Source organism: Paenibacillus sp. AR247 (assembly GCF_002968895.1).
Taxonomy (GTDB): domain Bacteria; phylum Bacillota; class Bacilli; order Paenibacillales; family Paenibacillaceae; genus Paenibacillus_AQ; species Paenibacillus_AQ favisporus.
In genome coordinates this window covers 1,995,731-2,012,030 of record NZ_PCZT01000009.1, presented here as the reverse complement: position 1 = coordinate 2,012,030, position 16,300 = coordinate 1,995,731, and the positions used below count along the sequence as shown (strand labels likewise).

12 protein-coding genes are annotated in these 16,300 nt (G+C 54.6%); 6 read left to right on the top strand and 6 right to left on the bottom strand.

The genetic code is table 11. From position 1 onward, the window contains the following. Positions 1–86: 86 nt before the first annotated feature. Positions 87–434 (bottom strand): hypothetical protein, encoded by a 348-nt coding sequence (locus CPT76_RS17885; RefSeq protein WP_105443800.1) that lies wholly within the window; start codon positions 432–434, stop codon positions 87–89. 118 nt (positions 435–552) lie between these two features. On the opposite strand from CPT76_RS17885, the gene CPT76_RS17880 reads away from it, so the two are divergent. Further along, on the top strand, positions 553–2,031 hold the full coding sequence (locus CPT76_RS17880; RefSeq protein WP_105443799.1) for an alpha-N-arabinofuranosidase: 1,479 nt from the start codon (positions 553–555) through the stop codon (positions 2,029–2,031). A 231-nt stretch (positions 2,032–2,262) separates the two neighbouring features. Here the strand turns inward: CPT76_RS17880 and CPT76_RS17875 are convergent, their stop codons facing one another. From CPT76_RS17875 to CPT76_RS17865, 3 genes are all read right to left on the bottom strand, one after another. Beyond that, entirely contained in the window at positions 2,263–3,618 is a 1,356-nt protein-coding gene (locus CPT76_RS17875; protein WP_105443798.1) for a sodium-dependent transporter, read from the bottom strand. Positions 3,619–3,704: 86 nt separating this feature from the next. After that, entirely contained in the window at positions 3,705–4,241 is a 537-nt protein-coding gene (locus CPT76_RS17870; RefSeq protein ID WP_105443797.1) for a chromate transporter, read from the bottom strand. 47 nt (positions 4,242–4,288) lie between these two features. Next, positions 4,289–4,915: a chromate transporter gene (locus tag CPT76_RS17865; RefSeq protein ID WP_105443796.1), complete on the bottom strand. Its 627-nt coding sequence runs from the start codon at positions 4,913–4,915 to the stop codon at positions 4,289–4,291. Between the two features lie 857 nt (positions 4,916–5,772). Between CPT76_RS17865 and CPT76_RS17860 the strand changes: the two genes are divergently transcribed. From CPT76_RS17860 to CPT76_RS17845, 4 genes are all read left to right on the top strand, one after another. Beyond that, positions 5,773–9,720, top strand: a complete 3,948-nt coding sequence (locus CPT76_RS17860) for a X2-like carbohydrate binding domain-containing protein (protein WP_181152901.1) — start codon at positions 5,773–5,775, stop codon at positions 9,718–9,720. Then, positions 9,707–10,126 (top strand): S-layer homology domain-containing protein, encoded by a 420-nt coding sequence (locus CPT76_RS17855; protein WP_105443794.1) that lies wholly within the window; start codon positions 9,707–9,709, stop codon positions 10,124–10,126. The genes CPT76_RS17860 and CPT76_RS17855 overlap by 14 nt, the downstream gene beginning before the upstream one ends. A 169-nt stretch (positions 10,127–10,295) precedes the next feature. After that, the gene (locus CPT76_RS17850; protein ID WP_105443793.1) at positions 10,296–10,880 is read left to right on the top strand and encodes a TetR/AcrR family transcriptional regulator; all 585 of its coding nucleotides are present in this window, start codon (positions 10,296–10,298) and stop codon (positions 10,878–10,880) included. A gap of 222 nt (positions 10,881–11,102) precedes the next feature. Further along, on the top strand, positions 11,103–12,458 hold the full coding sequence (locus CPT76_RS17845) for an MFS transporter (protein ID WP_105443792.1): 1,356 nt from the start codon (positions 11,103–11,105) through the stop codon (positions 12,456–12,458). Positions 12,459–12,503: 45 nt separating this feature from the next. Here CPT76_RS17845 and CPT76_RS17840 read toward each other — a convergent pair whose 3' ends face one another. Both CPT76_RS17840 and CPT76_RS17835 read right to left on the bottom strand, forming a co-directional pair. Further along, on the bottom strand, positions 12,504–13,466 hold the full coding sequence (locus tag CPT76_RS17840; RefSeq protein WP_105443791.1) for a C45 family peptidase: 963 nt from the start codon (positions 13,464–13,466) through the stop codon (positions 12,504–12,506). 286 nt (positions 13,467–13,752) lie between these two features. Further along, positions 13,753–14,793, bottom strand: a complete 1,041-nt coding sequence (locus CPT76_RS17835; RefSeq protein ID WP_105443790.1) for a LacI family DNA-binding transcriptional regulator — start codon at positions 14,791–14,793, stop codon at positions 13,753–13,755. A 518-nt stretch (positions 14,794–15,311) separates the two neighbouring features. Here CPT76_RS17835 and CPT76_RS17830 point away from each other — a divergent pair. Then, positions 15,312–16,235: an ABC transporter permease gene (locus tag CPT76_RS17830; RefSeq protein ID WP_258168650.1), complete on the top strand. Its 924-nt coding sequence runs from the start codon at positions 15,312–15,314 to the stop codon at positions 16,233–16,235. Positions 16,236–16,300: the final 65 nt, after the last annotated feature.

Here is a 16,300-nt window from a genome sequence, read left to right as displayed (position 1 = left end):
GAGGTACCGCCAATTGGCGAGCTTCATCAGCAGGCTGCGCAGGTCCAGGTCGATAATTTCCAAACGGTGGGGCCCGCCCAGCCAGTTCACGTTTTGAAGTTCCATGATGCCCCGGGACACGGACGCCGGGTAGCCGCTTCGGCCGGACGGTCAAGCGGAAGCTGAAGCTGCTGCAGATATGCGCCTAGCTCCGTTCCTTCACAGTGGAACCAGTCGTTGACAAAGGGCTTCTCCAAGTCCCGGTACATGTAAGGAGTGCTGGGCTGCATCAAGATGTAGGCATTGTTATCCACGGTATAAGCCGTGCCGTCAATCACCACTTCCGCTTTGCTCCGAAAAAGGACAAAAGCGTAATTCCCGGCCCCGCTGCTGCGGTCGATCCGGATCCCGTCCGAGTGAACGAAGTTGTGCCCGCAGCTGACTAATTGAATCATAAATGCCTCCTCCATAAAAAGCACGATAGGTCAGTTTTTGGCCAGTATAAATCATTGTGGCATAACACACAAGCTACTATACTGTGTGGGAGAAAATCGGGAAAGAGGAGGCTATTGGATGAGCAGCGTATTAAACGCAGACAAGATTAAAGGTAAAATCAATAAAAACATTTACGGACACTTCTCGGAGCATTTGGGGCGGTGCATTTACGAAGGCATCTGGGTCGGGGAGGATTCGCCGATTCCGAACACGAACGGCATTCGCAATGACGTCGTGGAGGCGCTGAAGCAAATCCGGGTACCGGTGCTGCGCTGGCCGGGCGGTTGTTTTGCGGACGAGTACCATTGGAAGGACGGCATCGGACCGCGGGAAAACCGCAAACGGATGATTAATACCCACTGGGGCGGCGTGGTGGAGAACAATCACTTCGGTACGCATGAATTCATGGAATTATGTGCCCAAATCGGCTGTGAGCCTTATATTAACGGCAATGTTGGAAGCGGTACCGTGCAGGAAATGTCGGAATGGGTGGAGTACCTGACATTCGGAGGCGTATCGCCGATGGCAGAGCTGCGCGAAGAGAACGGGCGCGAACAGCCTTGGTCGGTCACCTATTTTGGAGTAGGCAATGAAAACTGGGGCTGCGGCGGCAACATGCGGCCGGAATACTATGCGGATTTGTACCGCCAGTACCAGACGTATGTCCGCAACTACGGGGACAACCGGATTCACCGCATCGCCTGCGGCCCGAACTCGGACGATTACAACTGGATGGACGTGCTGATGCGCGAGGCCGCACGGTATATGGATTCCATTACGCTGCACTATTATACCGTCCCGGGAACATGGGGGAACAAGGGGCCGGCTACCGGATTCAACCGCGAAGAATGGTTCACCACGCTGGAAAAGGCGCTGTTTATGGATGAGCTCATCACCAAGCACAGCACGATTATGGACAAATATGATCCTGACCAACGGATCGGACTGATCGTCGACGAATGGGGAACCTGGTATGACGTGGAACCGGGAACCAATCCGGGATTCTTGTATCAGCAAAACTCGCTGCGGGACGCGCTTGTGGCGGGACTAACCCTGAACATTTTCCATAAGCATTGCAACCGGGTGCGGATGGCCAACATCGCCCAGACGATCAACGTGCTGCAGGCAGTCATTTTGACCGAAGGCGAAAAAATCGCCCTGACCCCGACGTACCATGTGTTCGATATGTATAAAGTGCATCAGGATGCGGAGCTGCTGGATCTGAATCTGGAGAGCGGTACATACAGCGCCTTCGGCCGGTCCATTCCGGAAGTGACGGGAACCGCCTCGCGGGACGCCGAAGGAAAAATCCATATCAGCTTGTGCAATTTGAACGACGAGAGCGCTTCGACCGTAACGATCGACCTGCGCGGCATTTCGGCGGCATCGCTGACGGTGACCGGAACGACGCTGACCTCGGAGGAGCTGGATGCGCATAACACGTTTGAACAGCCCGACCGGATCGCGCCGAAGCCGTTCGATGCGTTCAAGACGGATGGGACGCACCTGGTCGTCGAGCTGCCTTCCAAGTCGGTGACTGTGCTCGAACTGGTCTAAGTAAGTCTGCTTTGGGCTTGCCGGAAGGATGCGGGGGATGGGCGCACCGCCTCGCCGCGAGTGGAGCAGCGGATCCATCTTAGGATTGCACGACAACCGCGTACAGCGGAAGTTTTTCTTGCCATCCCGATCATGAAGATCAGCAGTTATACGTTCAATTCACATAAAAAAGCAATCTCCACAGCGCTGTCGTGAACAGCCCCGGAGATTGCTTTTGTTGTAGTTTCGTCGTTATTTCAGCTTCAGAATGCCCGTTGTGTCGAGCAGTACGAGCAGCACCAGAATCGGAGCGACGTAGCGAAGCATGAACAGCCATACCCGGAACCATCCCGATTTGAGGCCGGCCGCTTCGGCAGCACCTTTCCAGAAGTACCCGGCGAAAATGGTGGTGATCAGCCCGCCGACCGGCAGCAAAATGTTGGACGTAATGAAGTCGAGCCAGTCAAAGAAGTTTTTACTGCCCATTTCCGACAGACCCGGCACGATGCCGAAGGACAGCGCAGACGGAAGGCCGAGCAGCAGCACGAGCACGCTGATGATGACTACCGATTTCGTACGGCCCCATTTCCAGCGGTCCATCAGGTACGTTACCGGCACTTCCAGCAGCGATACCGCCGACGTCAAGGCGGCGATCGCCAGCAGGACGAAGAACAGCCCCCCGAAGAACGCACCGAACGGCATGGCCGAAAAGGCGGCCGGCAGGGCGATGAACACCAGACTTGGCCCGGAGTCGGGCTCGATACCGAACGAAGCGGTCGTCGGGAAAATGATCAGCCCGGCAACGAACGCATAGATCAGGTCGCCAGCGCCGATGGCAATCGTGGCGGTTCCGAGTGACTGGCGCTTGTCCACATAAGCGCCATACGTAAGCAGGATGCCCATCCCCAACGAAAGGGAGAAGAAGGCATGTCCCAAAGCGACTAGTGCCGATTCCGGCGTCAGCTTGGAGAAGTCTGGATTCAAGAAAAACGATACGCCTTCACCCGCGCCAGGCAGGGATACGGCACGAATCATCAGGATGATGAGCAGGATGATCAATCCCGGGATCAGCACTTTGTTAAACTTTTCGATGCCGCCGGAAATCCCTTTGACCACGACAAAGCCGGTAATCAGGATGGCGACAGCTTGCCATACGATCGGCATGTAGCCGCCGATAAACGAATTGAACTGTCCTTTGAAATCCGGATTGCTGTACAGGTGTCCGCTGAAAGACTGCACGGCGTAATGCAGCGTCCAACCCGCGACGATGACGTAGAAAGTCAGAATCAGAAAAGGCGCGATAACCTGCAGCAGGCCGAGACGGCCGAACACTTTGCTGCCGCCCGCTTTCACAAACGAAGTGGCCGCACTGCCTCTGCCCGCGCGTCCGATGGCAAGCTCAGCGAGCAAAACAGGTAAACCAATGACGATCAAGCAAACGATAAAGAGCAGAAAGAAGGCTGCGCCGCCGTTTTGTCCGGTGATGTACGGAAATTTCCACATATTCCCGAGACCCACAGAGCTCCCGATGGCGGCCAGGATAAAGCCTGCGGATGAAAACTGGTCTTTTTTTCCTGATGCCGCTGGGTTTTTTGGTGGTGTAGTCATAGAAGTTCCCCCAGTTTATTTTTGAAAGTTCATTCTATAATAATTTATTATCCCCGTAAAGGCATAGGAAATTTAATTTCACTCAATTAAAACAGCACGATACCCGCAAATCCGGAACAAACAATGACGGTTACCGGATGCAGTTTGTATTTGGTGATCGCGACAAACGCCAGCACGCCGATCAGCAGCGTGGCGAAGGTCGTCCAGTGATAGATGGCTTCCGACGGATTGGGGAAACCGAAGTGGATGGCCGCATAGACGATAAGTCCGGTAATGATCGGCCGGAGGCCGTAAAAGGAGGATTTGACCCAGGGGTTAGCATTCATCCGATAAAAGAAAGCCGCAATCAGGATCACAATGAGCAGGGAAGGCAGAACGATGCCGGCGGTGGCGGTAACGGCTCCAGCCAGGCCGGCGGTCTGGTAGCCGATCAGCGTCGCGCTGTTGGTGGCGATCGGGCCGGGCGACATGCCCGCAATCGATACCGTCCGCTGAAATTCCCCGGTGCTCAGCCACCCGTGCTGCTGCACTTCGTACTGGATCATCGGGATGACCGCATAACCTCCGCCGAAGGAGAGAAACCCGATTTTTAAAAATGAGATAAATAATTGCCAGAACAGCATGGGACTCCTCCTAGATGTAATATTCGATGAACAGCATGGGACTCCTCCTAGATGTAATATTCGATGACCGGCTCGTTCTCCTGGCGTGCCCTTTCGGTGTGAACAGGAAGCCCCAGCCGCTTCTTCAGCCGGATGACGGTGATGCCGAGCAACAGCCCGACCGCAATCAGAACCATGGGGTTCAGTCCGGTCAGCAGAAGCAGGGCCAGCGAGCCGGCGGCGGTGATGACGGTCGTCCGGTCAAACAGAGCATTTTTGCCCATTTTGAACGCGGCCACTGCGATCAGTCCGATGACAGCACCGTGAATGCCTTTGAAGGCGGCCTGGACTTTGGGCTCCTCGCGGAACATCGAGTAGAACACGCTCAGCAGAAAAACGATGATAAACGTAGGGAGCGTTATGCCCAGCGTGGCTGCCAGTGCGCCGGGAATTTTGCCCAGCCGGTATCCCAGAAAGGCCGAAGCGTTCACCCCGACTCCGCCGGGCGCCGAGCCCGCGAGCGACATTAAATCGCTCATTTCCTGGCGGTCCATCCATTTGCGTTTATCGACGAATTCCTTCTCGATCATCGGCATCATGGCGTATCCGCCGCCAAACGTCGCCGGACCGATTTTGAAAAAAATCCAAAACAATTGAAGCAGCAGGTACGCTTTTGATGTCTTGTCGGTATGCACAACACGTCACCTCGAGTTAAATTCTGTCTGTATTATAACATCTTTTATTCAAAATGAAATTAACTTATTTGAAAATAGGCTAGAAGATATCGAAAGGGAAGTGAAGCACGTAGTAACCGGGGATTGGGATCTCGGCTGCGGTATGTTTGCTGGGACTTTGTAATGTCGAGGGATTTAGTAGGTTTTTCGCATGTCGTATAGAAGAACATCCAATCGATGCTAGTATCCAAAAAAAGGATTTAAACCAAGCGGGCTGCTCGACTTTATTTCATAATAGAATTAACTTAGGAGCGGATGACAAGCCCGGCCGCATTTTTTGTCGAGTCTTACTGGGACCGGCTGATCTCAGTACATTTTGACGGGCACAGCCTTGTGCATGAAGGATAAGCTTCAGCAGATGCTCAAACACGGGAACGACGCTTCACGTCGACGCTGGATATACTTCCCGTTAATCGTTCCTGAATAAATCAGTCGCTGGACAATTTAAATGCAGGTGCTCTGGAAACCGGGGAGACTCCCCGGTTTTTTGGTTTGAGGCAGCCGATACCCTGTGAAGAATTGGGAAAAAGCTGCTTTTTTTTGAACACCCATAACTGAAAAAATCCCTTGCTGGCCGGACAAATCACCAGTTTTTTGGGAAAAGTGTACGCCGGAACACCCAGATGTACCTGTTCAGAAAATGAGGAAGTCCCTATCATCAGCAGTATAGAAAGCGCTGTCATTTCGTGTTCGGTGGCCGGCCGTCTGTGGCGTCAGCGTCCTGGAAGCCAGCATCCGTCAAGCGGTCCGAAATAAGGTCATCCGTAAAACGCGAAGGCGCCTCTAAGTTTTTCATGCTGGGAGGAGATGATGGAATTATGATGAAGCGGTTGGGAAGGAAGATGGGGCTTATCCTGCTGGTGACGCTGGTACTGGTGCAGACCGGATGGGCTGGACAAAAGCTCAACGTGGCCGAAGCGGCTAACAAGGAATTGGCCCAAAAGCCGTACATGGGCTGGAGCAGCTACAGTATGCAGGTGTATGATTCTGCGGGCAACTGGACGTCGGCGGAGAGCATCAAGAAGCAGTCCGACGCGATGCGTGACAAGCTGCAGTCCCACGGATACAACTACATTAATATTGATGCGGGCTGGAACGGAGACATGGACGAGTACGGCAGACCGATTCCGAGCACGAAACTGTATCCGAACGGATTTCAGGAGGTCATCGATTACGTGCACCATAACGGGCAGAAAATCGGTATTTATCTGATTCCCGGCCTGTCGATTGATGCCTATAAGAAGGATCTCGAAGTTTATGGGACGGGCGGCGCCTGCCGGGTCCGCGACATTGCGGCACAGCCGCTCAAGATCGTCGATGCCTGGAACTCGTACACGTACAAAATCGACTTCAGCAACCCGTGTGCGCAAAAGTATGTAGACTCCATTGCCGACATGCTTGGGGATTGGGGGATCGATTTTGTCAAATTCGACAGCGTCACGCCGGGATCGGGCAACAACAACCTGAACCTCGACTCCCGCGGGGACGTGAAGGCCTGGTCCGAGGCGCTCGCGCGACACGACATCTGGTTCGAGATCTCGTGGGCGCTGGACCACAACTACGTGGAGTTTTGGAAAAAGTATGCCAACGGCTGGCGCATTCAATGGGATGTGGAAGCCTATGACAGCAATGTCGGGCTGACACAGTGGGCCAATATCGCCCGCCTGTTCCCGGATGCGGCCGTATGGTGGAGGGACGCCGGGCCGGCCACCGGCTGGAACGACTTTGATTCCCTGAACGTCGGTAACGGCTCGATGGACGGCTTGACCAAAGACGAGCGCCAGACGGCCATGACCTTCTGGGCGATATCGGCGGCGCCGCTTTATATCGGCAACGATATGACCCGGCTGGATGACTACGGGCTCAAGCTGCTGACCAACGACGAGGTGATCGCCGTCAATCAGGCGGGACGCCCGGCCCACCCGGTGTCGATGGACACCCAGCAGCAGGTGTGGTACGCGAACAACGGGGACGGCACTTACAGCGTCGCCTTGTTCAATCTGGGCAGCCGCAGTACCGAAGTCAAGGTTAGCTGGAAGGACATCGGTCTGACCGGCTCGGCCAAGGTGAGGGACTTGTGGAGCCATACGGAGCTGGGAGCTTTTGATGACGGATATGCAGCCGTATTGGAGCCTCATGCTTCCCGAATGTTCAAGGTAACGGCTGTCCAAGGAACGTCGGCGGTCAATGACGACGATACGGGCATCCGATATACCGGGGACTGGCAGCGGAACGGCGGCTACGAGCAGACGCCAGCCGTGCAAAATCTGGCTGTGACGATTAAAGACTCTGCATCCGTACAGGGTGTAGGACCCGAGCAAGACGAAGGCGGCGTTCAGCCGGAGGAAGCGGGTGACGGTCAGCAGGAATACGCAGGCGGCGTTCAGTTGGATGCAGCGAGTGATGTTCAACCGGATGGCGCCGGCCAATCCGTTGGCGTCCAGCCTGATGCAGCCGCGGGCAGCCAGAATTCTGACTCCGGAGAGCCGATTTCCAGCTCCTCGGACAAGAGCGAAGCGGATGTCCCTGCATCCGTAGAAGCGACGGTCACTCATTCGGTATATATCAACGATAATGATCCTGGAATTACATACAGCGGCAGCTGGTCGTCACAGGGAGACCGGCTAGCGGGGGACTATAAAGGGGATGTTCATTTTACCGAAACGGACGGTGACTACTTCGAATATTCCTTTAACGGCAGCGGCATTGACCTGATTACGGAAAAGGATCCGGAGCAAGGGGATGTAGACGTCTACTTGGACGGAGCGGCTGATCCGGAAACGGTCAGCACGTATACGGAAGGCAGTAAGCAGGCGCAGCAGGTGGTGTACACCGTATCTGGGCTTGCGGAAGGTCCGCATACGATCAAGGCGGTCAAAAAAACGGGCACATACATGCTGCTGGACGCGCTGAAGGTGACGGCAAGCCATCTGATCGACCCGGTATCCGCCAGCTATGACAGGGAGGCTGCTAATCCGTCCGACCTTGCCGTGAATCTGACGCTGGGGAGCGGTTCGCTTACGGCCATTCACAACGGCGCCGATCCGCTGAAGAAAGGCAGCGATTATACGGTAAGCGGCGGCACGGTAACCATCAGCAAAGCTTATCTTGCCAAGCAGCCGGAGGGTCCGGCAGCACTGAGCTTTAGGTTTGAAGGCGGGGACAGCGAGGTGCTGAGCGTGGACATCCGCGACAAAGCGGCGCAGAACAGCTCGATCGACCCGAAGGAGGCCAGCTTCGACAAAAGCGCCGGCCAGCAGCAGGACTTGTTCGTGAAGCTGGGGCTTAACGGCAACACCTTGACCGCCGTAGAATACGACGGGCAGCCTTTAACGGAGAATGAGTATGCCGTTGACCAGGATACGGTGACGATCAAAAAGGAATTTTTGGCGGGGCTGCCGGGTGATGACATCACGCTCAAATTTATGTTCAGCGCTGGCGATCCGCAGACGCTGACCGTCCATATGACCGGTGCGGAGACGGTGCGCTATACGACTCTGAACGATGACGATCCGGGTATCGTCTATCATGGAGCCTGGAACCGCAGCACCGGAAGGAATTTCGGTGACTACAAGGACGATGTGCACTATACGGAAGCCAACGGCGATTCCTTTGAGCATACGTTCCGGGGAACGGGCATCCAGTTCTTTACCGAGATCGACCCGTCGCAGGGAGACATGGATATTTACCTGGACGGCGAGTTTCAGAAAACCGTGAGCTCATACAGCGAGCAGCGCCAGCCGCAGCAGAAGCTGTACAGCGTGAGCGGGCTGAAGGAAGGGTTTCATACGCTGAAAGTTGTGAAGAAATCCGGCCGCTTCATGCTGGTGGATATGCTCAAAGTCGAAATCCCCGACTTGATCAGCCCGGTATCGGCCGTGTTTGACAAGTCAGCGGTTAACCAGAAGGATGTGGCGGTCACCTTGCTGCAGCAGCCGCAATTGTTCAGCGGCATAGCGAACGGGAAGAACCGGCTCGTCGAAGGAACCGATTATACGGTTGAAGGCAGCCGGGTGATTCTAAGCAAAGCTTATCTGGCCGCCCAGCCGGCCGGAACGCTGCAGCTGGCGTTCGCGTTCGGAGGGGATTATCAGAACGACGTCCATTATACGGCAGCAAACGGTGATGAACTCGCCTATACGTTCAAAGGGACGGGCGTGGAGCTGGTGGGTCCCGTTGGACCGGCGCTGGGAGACATCGACGTGTACGTGGATGGCGTGCTGAAGAATACTGTCAGCGCCCACAGCGATCAGCGCCTGGTATCACAGCCATTATACAGCGTTTCCAGTTTGACTGACGGAACCCATACGCTGAAAGCGGTGAAGAAATCGGGCGATCTGATGCTTGTGGACCAGCTGAAATTCACCGTGCCAGCGGCAGGCACAGGCACGGGCCCGGTAGATCCCGGCACGCCGAACCCGCCAACAGGGCCGTCCGGTCCAACAGCACCTGGCCCGGGATCAAGCTCTGGGGGACCATCGTCAGGAGCGACAGCGCCTCCGTCCACGCCTGAACCCGGGGATCAGGACGATACCCCGAATGAGCGGCATACCGCATATATTCAGGGATATCCGGACGGCACATTCCGGCCGGATCAGCCGGTTACGCGCGCCGAGATGGCGGCCATTCTGTCCAAAGCGGCTCCGCAGGCAGCAGGCGACACGCCCGGCACGGCAGCCAGCGCGTTCCGCGACGTGAAGGACGGCTTCTGGGCCGGGAAGGCTATCGCGGCCGTAACGGCGGCGGGCCCTGATGAAGGGCTATGAAGACGGCACCTTCAAGCCGGAACAGGCCATCACGCGCGCCGAAATGGCCACGCTCGCCAGCCGGCTGAAGCCGGTTGCTTCCGCGGTGGGCAGCGGCTTCCGCGATACCGCGGGCCACTGGGCGGAGAGCGCTATCGCGAAGGCGCAGGGAGCCGGCATTCTGAACGGCTACCCGGACGGCACCTTCCGCCCGTCCAAGGCGCTGACGCGCGCGGAGGCAGTAACGGCACTGAACCGAGCGCTCGGCCGCGGGCCGCTCTATGGAACGGCCGCGCTGCCTTGGAGCGATGTGCCTGCTGAATATTGGGCGTATAAGGATATCGCCGAAGCCTCGCTGGATCATCCGGTGAAGGCAAGAAAAGCAGGCGGGGAAGAGTGGGCAGGGGAGACGGTTAAGCAGCCGTAAAAATACATCATCCAGGGGTCTGAATCCCAGATCCCTTGGATGATGATCTGTTGAATGCAGCAGGCCGCCGAAACACCGGCGGTCTGCATGTTGTGAGGACGCTGCTAAAAAAATACTGGACTACTCGTTCCAGTTCGTATATACTTGTGCTCAAAGGGAGGTGGCGCCGATGGGACGCACCAAAGAATTTGACCGGGATCAAGTGCTCCGCAAAGCTATGACGGTGTTCTGGAAGAAAGGTTACGAAGCGACGAGCATACCGGATTTGCTGGAAGCGATGGGTCTTAGCCGTTCCAGTTTGTATGAAACATTCCAGGATAAGCAGTCCCTGTATTACGAGGCGATCCAGCACTACAAAAAATTGTCGCAAAGAAAGCGGGATGTGTTAATCGCCGCTCCTACCGCCATTGAGGGCATCCGGCAGTATTTCGAGATTCATATCACGAGCGCTTTTGCCGCGCAGGACGAAGTCCTTCCCAATGGGTGCATGATTACGAACGCAGCCCTGAGTTTCGACGCCATGGACGAACCGCTGCAGAACATGGTCAAGAATAGCTTTGATGAACTGGAACGGCTGTTTTACGAAAAATTAAAGAGAGGGCAGGAGACCGGAGAAATTTCTCCCGACAAAGACATTCGTCTCTTATCGTTCATGATGCTTAATCTCAATCACAGCGTTAACGTGGTGGCGAAAATTCAGCAGGACAGCACGAAGGCGCGGGAGATGATCGAAATGGTGCTGGGCATGCTGTAACGAAGCCTCCGCTTCCTGATCGGCAACAAAAACTTCCGCTAGCGGTCCGACTTCTGCGAAGAAACGTCGGCAGGCATTTTTTTAGCTATATTGGAACGACTGTTCCGAAAAATGAATTTCTGAGAAAAAATTATTTTTTGTTAAAAAACATGAGGCGGACTGTTCCTGAACTGGAACGATTGTTCCGAAAAAAGGATGCCTTACAAACAAAGGAGAAATGTTATGAGTACCATCGCAAAAGAAAAGCCTCAGGCCGCTGCCGTTTCATCCTGGATCAACCTGATCCTTGCCGTCGCTTGCGGCATCATCGCTGCCAACCTGTATTATGCCCAGCCTCTCGTAGGATCGATCAGCTCAGCCCTAGGATTATCCTCCGGGGCGGCGGGATTGATCGTCACCCTGACTCAAATCGGTTACGGAATCGGCCTGTTATTGATCGTGCCCTTAGGAGATTTGCTCGAAAACCGCAAGCTTGTGGTCACCCTGCTGATCTTTAACGTGGTCGTGCTTCTCATCGCTGCTGAAGTCCGTAACGCGGCTTTGTTTCTTGCGGCATCGCTGTTTATCGGCGTAGGGTCCGTTGCCGCCCAGATCCTGGTTCCGTACGCAGCTCATCTGTCACCTGAGGAAACGCGGGGGCGCAATGTGGGGAATGTCATGAGCGGCCTGCTCCTTGGTATCATGCTTGCCCGTCCAGCTGCCAGCTTAGTGGAAGACTTCCTTGGATGGCACGCCATCTTTATTCTGTCCGCCGTTCTGATTCTGGTGCTTGCGCTGGTGCTGGCCAAGGCGCTTCCGGCAAGACGTCCGCAAACATCCATCAGCTACCCGGAGATCCTGTCGTCGATGCTGAAGCTGCTGAAGACGACGCCGATTTTGCGGCGCAGAGCTCTTTACCACGCGTTTCTGTTTGCTTCCTTCAGCCTGTTTTGGACAACGGTTCCTATGCTGCTGGTCAGCCCGGCATTTCATTTTTCCCAGACAGGGGTCGCCCTGTTCGCCTTGGTAGGGGTAGCCGGAGCGGCGGCTGCGCCGGTTGCCGGCCGTCTTGCCGATAAAGGGTGGATCCGCCCCGGTACAGGGATTGCCCTTGGACTCGCTGTCGTTTCCATGCTCCTGCCTATTGTGATCCATGGCGGTTCCCTGCTTTCGATCATTAGCCTGGTCGTGGCCGCCATTGTATTGGATATGGCCGTTTCCGCCAATCTGGTGCTCGGGCAGCGCTCCATTTTCGCACTGGGTGCAGAGCTTCGCAGCCGGCTGAACGGCTTGTTCATGGCTATCTTTTTCGCCGGCGGGGCTATTGGTTCCGCAGTAGGCGGATGGGCGTATGCACAAGGCGGATGGGAAGCGGCCATATGGCTTGGCGTTCTTTTTCCGGTGCTGGCTTTGCTCTACTTCTTAACGGAGAAAAAAGAGCGAGATAACAAGTTTGGTATCATCCGGAAGATCGCTGCTGGATTTCTCAAAAAAAGCAACCGTACAAGGGGAATGGCCCCGTTTATAAGGCAGGGATCAAAACACCTTGCACGTTTAAGCAGCCAGTCGTCGATAATGAATCGGCGACTGGCTATTTAGTTTCGCTTTTATACCTCCCTGAGAGAAATGCTATATCCTACCCGCCTAATTCTCGGACAATAGAATGTTAATCTCAGCCTCTGGCGACGCCGGCGTGGCGAGAAGCTGCTGTCCTTCAGGCCAGTGATAATGAACCGTTTCCGTTACAGGATCGATTTCGACCGTATAAAGCGTGCCGAAATGATTCGAAAACTTGCGATGATACAACGGCTCTTTATGAAAATCCTGAGGCGATACGGCACCGCCCATTCTGAGAAGATGGTCGAACCGCTCCACGGTCCGGTGTTCGTCGTGCGCGGAATCTTGAACTCGTCTCTGATGATTCGTGCAGCAAATGAGACTGTCAGCTGCGCTCACGCCTTCCGGCGAGGTGTAGACGACGCTGAAACGGCCTTCTCGATCCAAGAGCGAGATGTTTTGAACAAGCCGGTGGGGGATCGAGTACAGCCGTTCCACTGCCTCAGGAACCGTTGCCGAAGTGGCCAAGAGGTAGCGGACAATGAGCGGAATGCTGAACCCGTTACCTACCGTGAAGTCCCCGCCAAACGTGATAGCCGCTGCGAGACCGTGATGGTTCAGGCCATCGAGATAGCCCCAGCCGCCTTCGGCGGAACCCATGATCCACCCTCCATCAGGCAATGGCTCGTAACGGAATACGCCGCTGAACCCGGCCAAGCTGAAGTCGTAATTTCGGATTAAAGTATGATGGCCTAATCGGTGGGATATCGAGTTGCTGCAGCCGGAGAAGAAGGGAGGGAGGTTATACATAGCAAGCAGCTGAGCTTCGCCGGGACGTTCTGGTGAAACGGACAGCAAGGCCTCGTATTCGGGGAGCAGTTCGGGCATGAAATCGCTGAGAGCAAGCCGCACTTTCTCGGGATCCATGGGGTTCTGGGGACGGAACGCCTCCATACTCCAGTGCTGGGCGATATGGGAAGCCCATACCGTAGGATGCGATGCAAGGACCGGCAGCCGCTTAAACCAAAAAGGTTTCGTTTCATTTACCATCTCTGAGTCTCCTTTTCATGAATCATGTTTGAAAAAATCCTTCACCTGTTACGTTATCTCAATCGAGCCCGTTCGGCCTGTTCTTTTGTGCGGTCTTTGGATAGCCCAGCTGCCGATAGGATCAAATGAATGGCTTTCACCGAAAAAAAGCCCGGCTGCTGTACTGCAAAGCGCCGGACTGCGGATATTCGTATGATGTAACCGGATTGGTTCTTCGATAGCGGCATTCAGGAGAAACAGACTGCTCTCTTGGCTCGTTCTTATGCCATGCTGCCTGGAGCCTGGATTATTGGGCGGCTTGCGTCGACTCCCGGAACAGCGGCTTGGTCTGGATATGCGTGACCTGGTAAGGCTGCTCCGGCTCCTTGATGCGGGAGAGCAGCATATTGGCGGCGGTAATGCCCATCTCGTCACTATAGATGTGCACAGTCGTCAAACGAGGCTCGACAATGCGCGACTCGGGCGCGTCGTCGAATCCGGCCACGACGATGTCCTCCGGAATGGCGATCTGACGGTTCTTCAAAGCCTTCATCACGTTGACCGCGATAAAGTCATTTGCGCATACAAAGCCTGATGGCGTGTCTGGCATCTTGTCCAGCCGCTGCTCCATCCAGTCGGACTCCGAGAAAAATTCGCGGTCCGGTTCCAGAACGCACTGGCTGCGGTCCAGCGGAATTCCCGCTTCTACAAGGGCCCGGTTAAAGCCGGCCCAGCGCTCGTTGAAGCTTTTGCAGTGATTGTAGTCGCCGATAAAACCGAGCGAGCCGCAGCCGTCATCGATAAGCCGTTTGGTCATAAAATAGGTGCTGTGTTCGTTTTCCATCAGTAGCAGGTCGGCTTCAAGGTCGGGATAAGACATGTCTGCCGCACAGTCGATGAATATGGTTGGGAGCCCCAGACTCGTGATGAGCTTGCTGTATGCCATGTCGAACAGTTCGATGCAGATGATGCCGTCCACCTTGGACGCTTCAAAATTGTTCGGAAGCTGGAGGGAGCTTCGCTCGATGTCCCTTACGATATGAATGGATAAATTGTACCCTTCGCCGCTGATGCGTTTCTCCAGTCCGCTGATCAGCTTGGCCCCGAAATGCGACATGCTAGGCATGTTTTGCGTCAGCAGGGCGATATTGCCGGGGTTTTTCGGCATCAGGCTTTCGGTTTCCATGTAAGCAAACTGCTTGTACTTCAGCTCGATCGCTTTCTTGATGACCCGGTTGCGGGTCTCGCCCGGTATGCTGTCGCTGCCGTTCAGCGCTTTGGACGCCGTGTTCCGGGAAATGCCCAGCGCATCGGCGATATCCTGAATGGTGACTTTCTCTTTCCCCATGTATTCGATGTTCACCTCTAACGATTATTAATACGGAAGGAAGTTCCTCTCATAAACCTGCATGCATTCGATCTCAGGTATCCTATGACCAATGTATACCAGATTGCTTCAAATAGCAATGTTAACTTTACAAATGCACAAATATATAATGCTTTCGCTGTGCAAAATGACATGCGACTGAAGTGGATGACTTTACATAGCAATCTTTATACTCAAATCAGCATCGGGACCGACAGACAACGCTTAGGAAAGAAACTGTTGGTCCCTGGATTGACCGGAAAAGTGACATTTCAACAAAATAATCAACCTTATGAACAAATTATATTGTTCAATTGCACAAATAAATATTTACAAAAGTTATTGACGAAGATTACATCGTCTGCTAAATTGTAAAAGCAGCGGCACCTTAAAGGTGCAGATGTAAGCCCTTTCGGTGAGCTGCATGTAAACTTTTTGCGCAAAGAACGGAGGTCACGGTTTTGGAAAATACGGTAGAAGTGGATCCAAGGGCGGCGGCAGTGAGGAGGAAGAGCTCTGCGGGGCGGGTGCTGCAGACGGTCAGAAAGCATTATTTTCTGTACGTGCTGTTGGCTCCGGCGCTTATTCTGACCCTGATTTTCAAATATGTCCCGATGTACGGGGCGATTATCGCCTTTAAGGATTTCAGCCCGATCAAGGGCATCATGGGCAGCGAATGGGTAGGACTGAAGCATTTTGAGAAGTTTCTCTCCTCGCCTAATTTCGACGTCATATTTATGAATACGCTTAAACTCAGTTTCTTCGGACTGATTTTCAGTTTTCCCGTGCCGATCCTGCTGGCGCTCATGCTCAATCAGGTCCGGAGGGCGGGTGTGAAGAAGAACGTTCAGCTGTTTCTGTACGCGCCGAACTTCATTTCGGCGGTTGTCATCGTGGGTATGCTGTTCATCTTTTTGTCCCCGACGGGACCGGTCAACCATCTGCTGACATGGATCATGGGAGAGCCGCTGATGTTTATGTCCGAGCCGAAATATTTCCGCTGGATCTACATCCTCTCCGACATCTGGCAGGGCGCCGGCTGGGCATCGATCATTTACGTGGCTGCTCTGGCGAACGTCGACCCGGAGTTGCACAATGCGGCAAGCCTGGACGGGGCGAACCTGCTCCAGCGCATCCGCCACATCGACCTGCCGACGATCCGGCCGATCATGGCCATCGTGTTCATTTTGGCGGCGGGAGGCATCATGTCGATCGGGTTTGAAAAAGCGTACCTGATGCAGACCTCGATGAACCTTCCGGCTTCCGAGATCATCGCCACCTATGTGTACAAGGTCGGTTTGCAGTCCGGCGACTATGCGTATTCCGCGGCGGTCGGCCTGTTCAACTCAGTGATCAACGTCGTGCTGCTGCTCACGGTCAACTTTATCGTCAAGAAGCTTAATGAGGGCGAAGGACTTTATTAGGAAGGAGCTTATCAACTATGGCTGTTAAACAATCGCCGTTCGACCGGTTTCTGCTGATTCTGAAC